The following is a 14,269-nucleotide window of genomic DNA, read 5'->3' as shown; positions in this document are numbered from 1 at the left end:
CCGGCATTGTTCCGGACATCGCGCTCGTACTTCTCACTCAGCCTGGGGAGCAACCCAGCTACGGCCCAGCGCCGAGCCCTGAGCGCCCTGCTGATTCAGATAACGATCCAGTTCAACCATGCCGGTCCAGCGATTTTCACACCACAGCGGCGCCAACAGCGTGGGCCGACGGGCGCTGGCGGAAATACGGTGGTAGATCACCTCCGGCGGCGTATGGCGGATCATCTCTCCAGCGGTGACGGTATACGCCTCCAGCTCAATGCCATCGAGACGCCCGGCCTGCCACGCTTTGGCCATAATGCTGCCTTTCACAATATGCAGTGGATGCAATTTGATCCCATCCACGCCGGTCGCCACTACCTGCTCCAGCGTCTGCAGACAATGCCCCTGGCTCTCTCCGGGCAGACCGACGATCAGATGCGCACAGACTTTCAGCCCCCGCTCTCGCGCCAGGCGCGCGGTACGCTGATAACAGGCGAAATCGTGTCCACGGTTAATGCGATGCAGGGTCTTATCATGAGCAGTTTGCAGCCCCAGCTCCAGCCATACCTCATACCCTTGCTGATGGTATTCACTCAGCAGGTCAAGGACCGCCTGCGGAACGCAGTCCGGGCGGGTGCCGACGCACAGGCCAACGATATTTGCGGCACTGACGGCCTGACGATACATTGAACGGAGCACCTGCACTTCAGCGAAGGTGCTGGTGTAGGCCTGAAAATAGGCCAGATAGCGCTTCGCCCGGTTGACGAGCTGCGCCTGATGAGCGAGCTGTTCGGCGATAGAGCGATGCTGCTGCGCCTCATCGGCAAACGATGCCACGTTACAGAAAGTGCAACCGCCGCGGCCCAGCGTGCCGTCGCGGTTTGGGCAGCTAAAACCGCCGTGCAGCGTTAGCTTATGGACCTTTTCGCCATAGCGACGCATAAGATCCCCACCAAACATATTGACTAATTTCTGTAACTGCATAATCTGATAGACCGCCCTCAACAAAGGGGGCCAAGCCTGCCACTTTTCGTCACCGACGGCGATGACATAGATCAATCGTCAGCGCGGCGATCAACCCTATTGCATAAACAATCAAGATTACTGCAATTTCATTCAACCCCCAGGTGATGAGTTTTCCTTATATTTTATCTTAGCATTGCCCTAATCTGCTTTCTGGTAAAAAACGGTATTAATGTCCAGTAGTTAAAAATATTGCAGTCAAATATGCTAATAATGAAATGTATTTCAGCGCATATTGGTAATGCAAAGCCGCGTGCACAGTGAGACAGATCACACTAGCCGCACCACCAGCAGGCGTATTCAAAGCATAAAAATTGCCATTATTTTCTTTAATAACAATTAGTTAACTTGTGTATAGCACATTTTTGTATTAATAAGATTGCCATTTGACGTAAGTGTGGATTCCCGATAAGTTGGGAATCCGCTGGAAGCTTTCTGGATGAGCACTCTGCTCATCATATTTATGCAGTAATTGAGATTCCCTCTTAACAGCAAGTCCTCAAACTTGTGTACCGATGCGAAAAGGATTTAAAGAGGGCGAATGCGAGGTGTAAACCCCGTCGCCATGCTCTTTCTGTGCCTGTGCGCAATCGGTATCGGAGGGTGTCCGTAGAGCCTGGGGAGGTTCACTGATATGTTGTACGACAAATCCCTTGAGAGGGATAACTGTGGTTTCGGCCTGATCGCCCACATAGAAGGCGAACCTAGCCACAAGGTAGTGCGAACCGCAATACACGCACTGGCCCGCATGCAGCACCGTGGCGCAATCCTTGCCGATGGTAAAACCGGCGACGGTTGCGGTCTGCTGCTGCAAAAACCCGATCGTTTCTTCCGCATCGTTGCCGAAGAGCGCGGCTGGCGTTTAGCCAAAAACTACGCCGTTGGGATGCTGTTCCTGAATAAAGATCCTGAGCTGGCTAAAGCGGCGCGCCGCATCGTTGAAGAAGAACTTCAGCTTGAGACCCTGTCGATTGTCGGCTGGCGCGATGTGCCGACCAACGAAGGCGTGCTCGGTGAAATCGCCCTCTCCTCGCTGCCCCGTATTGAGCAAATCTTTGTCAACGCCCCGGCTGGCTGGCGCCCGCGCGATATGGAGCGCCGTCTGTTTATTGCGCGTCGTCGCATTGAAAAACGCCTGCAGGAAGACAAGGATTTCTACGTTTGTAGCTTGTCCAATCTGGTCAACATCTATAAAGGTCTGTGTATGCCGGCGGATTTGCCGCGCTTCTACCTGGACCTCGCGGACCTGCGCCTGGAGTCGGCTATCTGCCTGTTCCACCAGCGCTTCTCCACCAACACCGTACCACGCTGGCCGTTGGCGCAGCCGTTCCGCTACCTGGCGCACAACGGTGAAATTAACACCATTACCGGCAACCGCCAGTGGGCCCGCGCCCGTACCTATAAGTTCCAGACCCCGCTGATCCCTGACCTGCACGACGCCGCGCCGTTCGTTAACGAAACCGGCTCCGACTCCAGTTCTATGGACAACATGCTGGAGCTGCTGCTGGCCGGCGGGATGGACATCGTGCGCGCCATGCGTCTGCTGGTGCCGCCAGCCTGGCAGAACAACCCGGATATGGATCCGGAGCTGCGTTCGTTCTTCGACTTTAACTCCATGCATATGGAGCCGTGGGACGGCCCGGCGGGCATCGTCATGTCCGATGGCCGCTACGCGGCCTGTAACCTCGACCGTAACGGTCTGCGCCCGGCGCGCTACGTCATTACCAAAGATAAGCTCATCACCTGCGCCTCCGAAGTCGGCATCTGGGATTACCAGCCTGACGAAGTGGTCGAGAAAGGCCGCGTGGGCCCGGGCGAGCTGATGGTTATCGATACCCGTGCCGGACGCATTCTGCACTCAGCGGAAACCGATGACGATCTGAAGAGCCGCCACCCGTATAAAGAGTGGATGGAGAAAAACGTTCGTCGCCTGGTGCCGTTCGAAGATCTGCCGGACGAAGAGGTTGGCAGTCGCCAGCTGGATGACGACACGCTCGCCAGCTACCAGAAACAGTTTAACTACAGCGCGGAAGAGCTGGACTCCGTCCTGCGCGTGCTCGGCGAAAATGGCCAGGAAGCAGTCGGTTCGATGGGCGATGACACGCCTTTCGCCGTGCTCTCCAGCCAGCCGCGCATTATCTACGATTACTTCCGTCAGCAGTTCGCCCAGGTGACTAACCCGCCGATCGACCCGCTGCGCGAAGCGCACGTCATGTCGCTGGCTACCAGCATCGGCCGCGAAATGAACGTCTTCTGCGAAGCGGAAGGCCAGGCGCATCGTCTGAGCTTCAAATCGCCGATCCTGCTGTACTCCGATTTTAAACAGCTGACGACGATGGAAGAAGAGCACTATCGCGCCGACGTCCTCGATATCACGTTCAACCCGGCAGAGGCCTCCCTCAGCGAGACGGTGAAAGCGCTGTGCGATAAAGCGGAGCAAATGGTGCGCGACGGCACCGTGCTGCTGGTGCTCTCTGACCGCAACATCGCCAAAGACCGTCTGCCGGTACCGGCGCCGATGGCCGTTGGCGCGATCCAGACCCGTCTGGTCGATAAAAGCCTGCGCTGCGATGCCAACATCATCGTTGAAACCGCCAGCGCCCGCGATCCGCACCACTTCGCCGTGCTGCTCGGCTTTGGGGCGACGGCTATCTATCCATACCTCGCCTACGAAACGCTGGCGAAGCTGGTCGACAGCAAAGCCATCGATAAACCGTACCGTGCGGTGATGCTGAACTATCGCAACGGTATCAATAAAGGTCTGTATAAGATCATGTCCAAGATGGGGATCTCGACCATCGCCTCCTACCGCTGCTCGAAGCTGTTCGAAGCGGTCGGTCTGCATCGCGATGTCTCCGATCTCTGCTTCCAGGGCGTGGTCAGCCGCATCGGCGGCGCCAGCTTCGACGACTTCCAGCAGGATCTGCTGAATCTGTCGAAACGCGCCTGGCTGGCGCGTAAGCCGCTGGCCCAGGGCGGTTTGCTGAAATATGTGCACGGCGGCGAATATCATGCCTACAACCCGGACGTGGTGCGCACCCTGCAGCAGGCCGTGCAGAGCGGCGAATACAGCGATTATCAACAATACGCGAAATTGGTTAACGAACGTCCAGCGGCCACGCTGCGCGACCTGCTGGCGCTCAACCCAGGCGAAGACGCTATCAGCATCGACGAAGTAGAGCCGGCGAAGGAGCTGTTTAAACGCTTCGATACCGCGGCGATGTCGATCGGCGCCCTGAGCCCGGAAGCGCACGAGTCGCTGGCGGAAGCGATGAACAGCATCGGCGGCTTCTCCAACTCCGGTGAAGGCGGTGAAGACCCGGCGCGCTACGGCACTAATAAAGTGTCGCGCATCAAGCAGGTCGCGTCCGGCCGCTTCGGCGTCACGCCAGCCTACCTGGTCAATGCCGACGTCATCCAGATCAAAGTCGCCCAGGGGGCGAAACCGGGTGAAGGTGGCCAGCTGCCGGGTGATAAAGTCACCCCGTACATCGCTAAACTGCGCTATTCGGTACCGGGCGTCACGCTGATTTCCCCGCCGCCGCACCACGATATCTACTCTATCGAGGATCTGGCGCAGCTGATTTTCGACCTCAAGCAGGTCAATCCGAAAGCGATGATTTCGGTCAAACTGGTTTCTGAGCCGGGCGTTGGCACCATCGCCACCGGCGTGGCCAAAGCCTATGCCGACCTGATCACCATCGCCGGCTACGACGGCGGCACCGGGGCGAGCCCGCTCTCTTCGGTGAAATATGCCGGCTGTCCGTGGGAGCTCGGCCTGGTGGAAACCCAGCAGGCGCTGGTCGCTAACGGTCTACGTCATAAGATCCGTCTGCAGGTGGATGGCGGCCTGAAAACCGGTCTCGATATCATCAAAGCGGCGATCCTCGGCGCGGAGAGCTTCGGTTTCGGTACCGGCCCGATGGTCGCGCTGGGCTGTAAATACCTGCGTATTTGCCACCTGAACAACTGCGCTACCGGCGTGGCGACCCAGGATGACAAACTGCGTAAGAATCACTATCACGGTCTGCCGTTCAAAGTGACCAACTACTTTGAATTTATCGCCCGTGAGACCCGCGAGCTGATGGCCCAGCTGGGCGTCAAGCGTCTGGTGGATCTGATTGGCCGCACCGATCTGCTCAAAGAGCTGGATGGGTTCACCGCCAAGCAGCAGAAACTGGATCTGGGTAAACTGCTGGAGACCGCAGAGCCGCATCCGGGCAAAGCGCTGTACTGCACCGAGAACAACCCACCGTTCGATAACGGCGTGCTCAACGCCCAGCTGCTGCAGCAGGCGAAACCGTACGTGGATGAAAAGCAGAGCAAGACGTTCTGGTTTGATATCCGTAACACCGACCGCTCCGTGGGGGCCTCGCTGTCCGGGTATATCGCCCAGACCCATGGCGACCAGGGACTGGCGGGCGACCCGATCGTCGCTCACTTTAGCGGCACCGCGGGCCAGAGCTTCGGCGTGTGGAACGCCGGCGGCGTGGAACTGCATCTGACTGGCGACGCCAACGACTACGTCGGGAAAGGCATGGCGGGCGGTCTGCTGGCCATTCGTCCGCCGGTGGGCTCTGCGTTCCGCAGCCATGAAGCCAGTATTATCGGCAACACCTGCCTGTACGGCGCGACCGGTGGTCGTCTGTACGCCGCAGGCCGCGCGGGCGAGCGTTTCGCCGTGCGTAACTCCGGCGCCATCACCGTGGTGGAAGGCATCGGCGACAACGGCTGCGAATATATGACCGGCGGCATCGTCTGCGTGCTCGGAAAAACCGGCGTCAACTTTGGCGCAGGGATGACCGGCGGCTTTGCCTATGTCCTGGATGAAGATGGCGACTTCCGCAAACGCGTGAACCCGGAGCTGGTGGAAGTACTGGACGTTGATTCTCTGGCCATCCATGAAGAGCACCTGCGCGGTTTAATCACCGAGCACGTACAGCTTACCGGTTCGCAACGCGGCGAAGAGATCCTCGCCAACTGGCCGGCCTTCTCCGCGAAGTTTGCGCTGGTTAAACCAAAGTCCAGCGATGTTAAAGCACTGTTGGGTCACCGTAGTCGTTCCGCAGCTGAGCTGCGGGTGCAGGCGCAGTAAGGGGTTAAGATGAGTCAGAACGTTTATCAATTTATCGACCTGCAGCGCGTTGATCCGCCAAAGAAACCGCTGAAGATCCGTAAAATTGAGTTTGTGGAAATTTACGAGCCGTTTTCAGAAGGCCAGGCCAAGGCGCAGGCGGATCGCTGCCTCTCCTGTGGCAACCCGTACTGCGAATGGAAGTGCCCGGTGCATAACTACATCCCGAACTGGCTGAAGCTGGCCAACGAGGGGCGTATTTTTGAAGCGGCCGAGCTGTCGCATCAAACCAACACTCTGCCGGAAGTCTGCGGGCGCGTCTGCCCGCAGGACCGCCTGTGTGAAGGCTCCTGTACGCTGAACGATGAGTTCGGCGCGGTGACCATCGGCAACATCGAACGCTATATCAACGATAAGGCATTCGAGATGGGCTGGCGTCCGGATCTCTCCGACGTGAAGCCGACCGGTAAAACCGTCGCGATCATCGGCGCTGGCCCGGCGGGCCTCGCCTGCGCCGACGTGCTGACCCGTAACGGCGTCAAGGCGGTGGTATTTGACCGCCATCCGGAAATCGGCGGCCTGCTGACCTTCGGTATCCCAGCGTTCAAGCTGGAAAAAGAGGTGATGACCCGCCGCCGGGAGATCTTCACCGGCATGGGCATTGAGTTCAAACTCAATACCGAAGTGGGCCGCGACGTGCAGCTCGACGACCTGCTGAAGGAGTACGATGCGGTGTTCCTCGGCGTCGGGACCTATCAGTCGATGCGCGGTGGACTGGACAACGAAGACGCCCCGGGTGTTTACGACGCGCTGCCGTTCCTTATCGCTAACACTAAGCAGATCATGGGCTTTGGTGAAACCGCCGATGAGCCCTATGTCAGCATGGAAGGCAAACGCGTGGTGGTGCTCGGCGGTGGCGACACCGCGATGGACTGCGTACGCACCTCCGTCCGTCAGAATGCGGCGCACGTGATCTGCGCCTATCGCCGTGACGAAGAGAACATGCCCGGCTCAAAACGCGAAGTGAAAAACGCGCGCGAAGAAGGCGTTGAGTTCCAGTTTAACGTCCAGCCGCTGGGCGTGGAAGTGAATGCCAACGGTAAGGTTTGCGGCGTGAAGATGGCGCGCACCGAAATGGGCCAGCCGGATGCGAAGGGCCGCCGCCGCGCGGAGATCGTCCCCGGCTCTGAGCACGTGGTGCCGGCTGACGCCGTAGTCATGGCATTTGGCTTCCGTCCGCACAGCATGGAGTGGCTGGCGAAGCACAGCGTCGAACTGGACTCCCAGGGCCGTATTATCGCCCCGGAAGGCAGCGAAAACGCCTTCCAGACCAGCAACCCGAAAATCTTCGCCGGTGGCGATATCGTTCGCGGTTCCGATCTGGTGGTCACCGCGATTGCCGAAGGTCGTAAAGCGGCGGACGGGATCCTCAACTACCTTGAAGTCTGATTAGGTCCGGAGCCTCACGCATAAAAGCCCGATGGTTAACGTCATCGGGCTTTTTTATTGCTCATTCGCCGGGTAAACCGCCGCTTTCAGCGCCGTATTATACCAGCCGCAGATATGCTCCAGGCGGGTAATCGCCGAGCCGACGGTCACCGCCCACGCGCCGCAGCGCATCGCCTCCGCCGCCTGGGCAGGCGTGTTATAGCGCCCTTCGGCAATCACTCTGCAGCCCGCCACGCTCAGGCATTGCACCAGCGCCAGATCCGGCTCATCCGGCGTCTCTTCTGCGGTATAGCCGGAGAGAGTCGTGCCGACAATCTCAGCCCCCAACTGCCAGCACTCGAGAGCATCGTCGAGAGATGAGCAATCGGCCATCGCCACTTTTCCCAGCCGATGAATTTCTGCTAATAGCGCCGACACTGACGCCGGACGCTGACGCTGGGTGCCGTCAATAGCAATAATATCCGCTCCGCCCTGCGCCAGCGCGTCGATATCTTCCAGCCACGGCGTAATACGCACCGGGCTATCGGGCAAATCGCGTTTGATCAACCCAATAACGGGCACCGTCACTAACGGACGAACGGCCTGCAGGTTGGCCTGGCCTTCGATGCGCAGCGCTACCGCTCCCGCCTGCTCAGCCGCCAGCGCCATTGCCGCGACGATAGCGGGATTATCCAGCGGACTGCCCGGCACCGGCTGGCAGGAGACAATTAATCCGCCATGATGACGGATACGCTGGTCCAGTTGTGCGAGTAAAGACATGTCTGCTCCCTAAAAACTACCTGTGGCGATGACGATACCAGCCATGGGACGCCTCGTTTGTGGCAGAGTTAACAAAGCGGACAGACAAAAAAACAGGCCCCGCAGGGCCTGTCAGAGAAGGGATTTACTTCACCACGCGCAGCGCCGGGCGACCACCGCGCGGCGGCGGCGTGTCGTCAGGATCGTCGTCGTGATTATCCGGCTTATCGCCATCGATCACCGACATCACCGTTTCGCTTTCACTCTCCGGCGCGACGTCATCATCGTTGAGGCTGCTGACGTCTTCGTCATAGGCCGCTTCCGGTTCGAACATCGTACCAGCGCCGTTCTCACGGGCGTAGATGGCGAGTACCGCAGCCAGCGGGACAGACACGTTGCGTGGTACGCCGCCAAAGCGCGCGTTGAAGCGCACTTCGTCGTTCGCCAGCTCGAGATTGCCTACCGCTCGCGGGGCAATATTGAGAACGATTTGCCCATCGCGCGCGTACTCCATCGGCACGAGCACGCCCGGCAGCGTCACATCCACCACCAGGTGCGGCGTCAGCTGGTTATCCAGCAGCCAGTCATAAAACGCCCGTAACAGATACGGGCGACGCGGCGTCAGCTGTGATACATCCATTATTTAGCCCCGACCGAGGCGCATTTCACGCTCGGCTTCAGTTAAAGAAGCGAGGAAGGAATCACGCTCAAATACGCGAGTCATATAGCCTTTGAGCTCTTTCGCGCCAGCGCCAACCAGCTCCACACCAAGAACCGGCAGACGCCACAGCAGCGGCGCCAGGTAGCAGTCCACCAGGCTGAACTCATCGCTCAGGAAGTAAGGTTTCTGGGTGAAGACCGGCGCGATGGCCAGCAATTCTTCACGCAGCTGCTTACGCGCAGCATCAGCTTGCGCTGCGGTACCGCTCTGGATGGTGTTCATCAGCGAATACCAGTCCTTCTCGATACGTTGCATATACAGGCGGCTTTCACCACGCGCCACCGGATAAACCGGCATTAACGGCGGGTGCGGGAAACGCTCATCCAGATACTCCATAATGATGCGGGATTCCCACAGAGTGAGCTCACGATCCACCAGCGTCGGTACGCTTTGATTCGGGTTGAGGTCAATCAGATCCTGAGGCGGGTTATCCTTCTCCACGTGCTCTATCTCAAAACTGACACCCTTCTCGGCCAGCACAATGCGGACCTGATGGCTATAGATGTCAGTAGGACCAGAAAACAGCGTCATTACCGAACGTTTGTTGGCAGCGACAGCCATGAAAACCTCCAGGTATATTCAGAATTTTGTACTGCTGCCGGCCACTCATGACCAGCCAGATGTAAAAACCCCATTAGCGCGATGTCACCTTCGTTCACGAATAAAACAAAAAATGAACAATCACCAGCATTTGGGCAGAAAATTGGATGATAGTTTACCAGATTTTGAAGACGTTGTGGTGAGGGGATTCTGGAAATGCTGAAAAAGTGGCGAGAACCGGCGCTATGCTTGTGGATAACAGCCGTTTTATCCATAAAAAAACCCGCCGAAGCGGGTTTTTTCGCAAATTGTTCTGCGTGAGCAGAAAACAATTAACGCTTGGAGAACTGCGGACGACGACGTGCTTTACGCAGACCGACTTTCTTACGTTCAACCTGACGAGCGTCACGAGTAACGAAGCCAGCTTTACGCAGTTCGGAACGCAGGGACTCGTCGTACTCCATCAGAGCGCGGGTGATACCGTGACGGATCGCACCAGCCTGACCAGAGATACCACCACCTTTAACAGTGATGTACAGATCCAGTTTCTCAACCATGTCGACCAGTTCCAGCGGCTGACGAACTACCATGCGGGCAGTTTCACGACCGAAGTACTGTTCCAGAGAACGCTGGTTGATAACGATTTTACCGTTGCCCGGTTTGATGAAAACGCGAGCTGCGGAACTTTTGCGGCGACCAGTGCCGTAGTATTGATTTTCAGCCATTGCCTATAATCCCGATTAGATGTCAAGAACTTGCGGTTGCTGTGCCGCGTGGTTGTGCTCGTTACCCGCGTAAACTTTCAGTTTACGGTACATAGCACGACCCAGCGGGCCTTTTGGCAGCATGCCTTTAACCGCGATTTCAATCACACGCTCAGGACGGCGGGCAATCATCTCTTCAAAGGTCGCTTCTTTGATACCACCGATGTGGCCGGTGTGGTGGTAGTACATTTTGTCTTCGCGCTTGTTGCCGGTAACAGCAACTTTTTCTGCGTTCAGAACGATGATGTAATCACCGGTATCAACGTGCGGAGTGTATTCCGCTTTGTGCTTACCGCGCAGGCGACGAGCCAGTTCAGTAGCCAGACGGCCCAGAGTTTTACCGGTCGCGTCAACAACATACCAGTCGCGTTTTACGGTTTCTGGTTTAGCTGTAAAAGTTTTCATTAAAAGCTTACCCAAATAATAAGTTACACGTTGGTGAACACCCAAACGTTTAGTCAGTTGAGGTTCACACGACATTGTCCAGCAAACCTACCCCTTCGAATAGCCTATGCCGGCGCATAGAAAGTTTCGGGAAAAAAACCTTCTCGTAACGTGGGGTCGCAAGATTATAGAGAAGTCGGGGTCAAAGATCGACCCCTTTATGAGATTTTTCAGGCCGCGCCCGGGGCGGCCTTGCGGCCCTGAATCCGCCTGAAAAAGTCCCCTGTCAGGGCATATGCGGACATTTGAGGTACTCTTCGCTCTGCATCTCCTGCAGACGCGAGAGACAGCGCTGGAACTCAAACTTCAGCCGCTCGCCCTGGTAAATGTCGTACAGCGGCACTGCCGCGCTGACCACCAGCTTTACATGGCGCTCGTAGAACTCATCCACCAGAGCGATAAAGCGGCGGGCCTCGCTCTCCAGCTGCGCGGTCATCACCGGCACGTCGAACAGCATCACCGTATGGAACAGTCGGGAGAGCGCGATATAGTCATGCTGGCTGCGCGCATCCACGCATAGCGTGGCGAATGACGCCGCCAGCGTCTGGTTTTCTACGCCGAGGGTAGGCAGCTCGCGATGGTTAATCTCCAGCGTCGGCCCGGCAGCGCGCGGCGCGCCCGCCAGCGCGAGCCACAATTTATCCATCTGTTCGCGGGTGTCGTTATTCAGCGGCGACAGCCACAGGTGCGCCTGCGTCAGGGTACGCAGCCGATAATCGATGCCGGCATCGACGTTCATAATATCGCAATGCTGCTTGATGGCGTCGATCGCCGGTAGAAAACGGGCCCGCTGCAGGCCATTGCGATAGAGTTCATCCGGCGGAATATTGGAGGTCGCCACCAGAGTGATGCCGCGGGCGAACAGGGCTTTCATCAGCCCGCCCAACAGCATGGCGTCGGTAATATCGGAGACAAAAAACTCGTCGAAACAGAGCACGTCGGTTTCCGCTTTAAAGCGGTCGGCGACGATCTCCAGCGGGTCGCTATGTCCCTGCAGGGTGGTCAGCTCTTCGTGTACGCGCAGCATGAAACGATGGAAATGCAGGCGCTGTTTACGCTCGCCCGGCAGGCTCTGGTAAAACAGGTCCATCAGCCAGGTTTTGCCTCGCCCCACGCCGCCCCACATATACAGGCCGCGGACAGGTGCCGTCCCGGCAGCCGGCTCGCGCTTACCCAGCAGTTTGCCGAATTTCGCGCGCAAACCGCCGCCTGACGCGACCGGCGCGGGCTGCGTCTGCAGTTCCTGGTAAATGGTATCAAGGCGGCTCACCGCTTCTTGCTGGACGTCGTCGGGTTGATGGCTGCCCTCTTTCAGGGCTAAAAGGTAACGCGATGTTGGAGACAGGCTTTGCATGATCTAATTGTTATTCCTTGAAAACCGTAATGCCGAAGCTCACGATTGACGAAAAAAAGGCCGTTCTACACTACGCGATGATACGCCAGGATTCCACTTCTGTGGAATTAGCGGTTATAGTGGCACTATCGGGCGCAGGCGGAGAGCCTAAGAGCCACCCTACGGAACCACAATACAACGGGAGATGTTCATGACCTGGGAATACGCGCTAATTGGGTTAGTCGTCGGTATCATCATTGGTGCCGTCGCCATGCGTTTCGGCAACCGCAAACTGCGCCAACAGCAGGCGCTGCAGTACGAACTGGAAAAGAATAAAGCCGAGCTTGAAGAGTACCGTGAAGAGCTGGTGAGCCACTTTGCGCGTAGCGCCGAACTGCTGGATAACATGGCGCACGACTATCGTCAGCTATATCAGCATATGGCGAAAAGCTCTAACAACCTGCTGCCGGACTCGATGGCAGACGCCAACCCGTTCCGCAACCGTCTGGAAGAGTCTGAAGCCAGCAACGATCAGGCGCCGGTCCAGATGCCGCGCGACTACTCCGAGGGCGCATCCGGTTTACTGCGCGGAGGCGCAAAACGCGATTAAGCCTCGCTGCGATTAAAATATTCTCCGGGCGCGCCCGTCGCGCCCGCTCCTTCCCCCACTTCCCGGCTACAATTTAAACCAGTCCCCACGTTGTTACCTGTGCAAAAATTCAATAACATCAGGTTATTCAGGACATTTTTCCATACACCTCAGGTTACGAGAGCCAGCATCTAATGAAGAAACAGACTTTGCTGTTGAGTGCGTTAGCGTTAAGCATTGGGTTATCGTTGTCGGTCCTGCCTCCGGCAGCGGCATCCTTACCGACTCAGGTGCCCGGCCAGGGCGCGTTACCAAGCCTGGCGCCGATGCTGGAAAAGGTTCTGCCGGCGGTGGTTAGCGTACAGGTGGAAGGCACCGCCTCGCCGACGCTCAATATGCCGGAAGAGCTGAAAAAATATTTTGGCGATAACGCCCCGCAGGAGCAGGCGCAGCCGTTTGAAGGGCTCGGCTCCGGCGTTATCATCGACGCGGCGAAAGGCTATGTGCTGACCAATAACCACGTCATCAATCAGGCGCAGAAGATCAGCGTCCAGCTGAACGATGGCCGTGAGTTCGATGCCAAACTGGTCGGGAGCGATGAACAGAGCGATATCGCTCTGCTGCAGCTGATTAAGCCAGACCACCTGACGCAAATCGCCATTGCTGACTCTGATAAACTTCGCGTCGGCGACTTCGCCGTCGCCGTCGGCAACCCGTTCGGCCTTGGCCAGACCGCCACATCCGGCATTATCTCTGCCCTTGGCCGCAGCGGCTTGAACCTTGAAGGGCTGGAGAATTTCATTCAGACCGACGCCTCGATTAACCGCGGCAATTCCGGCGGCGCGCTGCTGAACCTCAACGGCGAGCTTATCGGGATCAACACCGCGATCCTCGCGCCGGGCGGCGGCAGCATCGGCATCGGCTTTGCCATTCCAAGCAATATGGCGAAAACCCTCGCCGACCAGCTTATTCAGTTTGGCGAAATCAAGCGCGGCCTGTTGGGCATTAAAGGCATGGAAATGAGCGCCGACATCGCCAAAGCGATGAATCTCAACGTTCAGCGCGGCGCCTTCGTCAGTGAAGTCCTGCCAAACTCCGGCTCCGCCAAAGCGGGGATTAAATCCGGGGACGTCATCGTGAGTCTGAACGGCAAACCGCTGAACAGTTTCGCCGAACTGCGTTCGCGGATCGCCACCACCGAACCGGGTACCAAGGTCAAACTGGGCCTGCTGCGCGACGGAAAGCCGGTCGATGTCGAAGTGACCCTGGATAAGAGCACCTCCTCAACCGCCAGCGCGGAACTGATTATCCCGGCGCTGCAGGGGGCCTCGTTCAGCGACGGCCAGATGAAAGATGGCACCAAAGGAGTGGTGATCGATAATGTGGATAAAGGCAGCGCCGCCGCCCAGGTCGGTCTGCATAAGGATGACATTATCATTGGCCTTAACCGGCAGCGTATTCACTCAATTGCCGAACTGCGCAAAGCGCTCGAAGGCAAACCGCCGGTCATCGCCCTGAACGTGATCCGCGGCAACGAAAGCATCTATCTGCTGCTGCGCTGATTGTCTCTCCGGGCATCGCCGCCATGTGCGATGTCCGGACAACTCATGCT

11 protein-coding genes are annotated in these 14,269 nt (G+C 57.6%); 4 read left to right on the top strand and 7 right to left on the bottom strand.

Translation table 11 applies throughout. The features are described 5' to 3' along the window. Positions 1-33 precede the first annotated feature (33 nt). Positions 34-966, bottom strand: a complete 933-nt coding sequence (locus KHQ26_RS13665) for a TIGR01212 family radical SAM protein (protein WP_002918455.1) — start codon at positions 964-966, stop codon at positions 34-36. 673 nt (positions 967-1,639) lie between these two features. On the opposite strand from KHQ26_RS13665, the gene gltB reads away from it, so the two are divergent. Both gltB and KHQ26_RS13655 read left to right on the top strand, forming a co-directional pair. Next, positions 1,640-6,100 carry a glutamate synthase large subunit gene (gene gltB / locus KHQ26_RS13660; RefSeq protein WP_004144939.1) on the top strand — a complete coding sequence of 1,487 codons (4,461 nt, stop codon included), beginning with the start codon at positions 1,640-1,642 and terminating at the stop codon, positions 6,098-6,100. A 9-nt stretch (positions 6,101-6,109) separates the two neighbouring features. After that, on the top strand, positions 6,110-7,528 hold the full coding sequence (locus tag KHQ26_RS13655) for a glutamate synthase small subunit (RefSeq protein WP_002918461.1): 1,419 nt from the start codon (positions 6,110-6,112) through the stop codon (positions 7,526-7,528). Between the two features lie 54 nt (positions 7,529-7,582). Here the strand turns inward: KHQ26_RS13655 and KHQ26_RS13650 are convergent, their stop codons facing one another. The 6 genes from KHQ26_RS13650 to zapE form a co-directional block, all read right to left on the bottom strand. Then, positions 7,583-8,287 carry an N-acetylmannosamine-6-phosphate 2-epimerase gene (locus tag KHQ26_RS13650; RefSeq protein WP_004174129.1) on the bottom strand — a complete coding sequence of 235 codons (705 nt, stop codon included), beginning with the start codon at positions 8,285-8,287 and terminating at the stop codon, positions 7,583-7,585. A gap of 124 nt (positions 8,288-8,411) precedes the next feature. After that, positions 8,412-8,906, bottom strand: a complete 495-nt coding sequence (gene sspB, locus KHQ26_RS13645; protein WP_002918465.1) for a ClpXP protease specificity-enhancing factor — start codon at positions 8,904-8,906, stop codon at positions 8,412-8,414. Positions 8,907-8,909: 3 nt separating this feature from the next. Continuing rightward, complete coding sequence (gene sspA / locus KHQ26_RS13640) at positions 8,910-9,548, bottom strand: stringent starvation protein SspA (RefSeq protein ID WP_002918467.1); 639 nt, start codon at positions 9,546-9,548, stop codon at positions 8,910-8,912. A 311-nt stretch (positions 9,549-9,859) separates the two neighbouring features. Further along, complete coding sequence (rpsI, locus tag KHQ26_RS13635) at positions 9,860-10,252, bottom strand: 30S ribosomal protein S9 (RefSeq protein WP_000829818.1); 393 nt, start codon at positions 10,250-10,252, stop codon at positions 9,860-9,862. Positions 10,253-10,267: 15 nt separating this feature from the next. Further along, complete coding sequence (gene rplM / locus KHQ26_RS13630) at positions 10,268-10,696, bottom strand: 50S ribosomal protein L13 (RefSeq protein WP_002918559.1); 429 nt, start codon at positions 10,694-10,696, stop codon at positions 10,268-10,270. A gap of 265 nt (positions 10,697-10,961) precedes the next feature. Further along, positions 10,962-12,089, bottom strand: a complete 1,128-nt coding sequence (zapE, locus tag KHQ26_RS13625) for a cell division protein ZapE (RefSeq protein ID WP_004174128.1) — start codon at positions 12,087-12,089, stop codon at positions 10,962-10,964. Between the two features lie 190 nt (positions 12,090-12,279). Between zapE and zapG the strand changes: the two genes are divergently transcribed. Further along, the gene (gene zapG, locus KHQ26_RS13620; protein ID WP_002918565.1) at positions 12,280-12,678 is read left to right on the top strand and encodes a Z-ring associated protein ZapG; all 399 of its coding nucleotides are present in this window, start codon (positions 12,280-12,282) and stop codon (positions 12,676-12,678) included. Positions 12,679-12,851: 173 nt separating this feature from the next. Continuing rightward, positions 12,852-14,219, top strand: coding sequence for a serine endoprotease DegQ (gene degQ, locus KHQ26_RS13615; protein WP_004174125.1), 1,368 nt, complete (start codon positions 12,852-12,854; stop codon positions 14,217-14,219). Positions 14,220-14,269 lie beyond the last annotated feature (50 nt).

It is taken from the genome of Klebsiella sp. 10, from assembly GCF_018223925.1.
Taxonomy (GTDB): domain Bacteria; phylum Pseudomonadota; class Gammaproteobacteria; order Enterobacterales; family Enterobacteriaceae; genus Klebsiella; species Klebsiella pneumoniae.
This window is presented reverse-complemented; position numbering and strand designations above follow the sequence as displayed.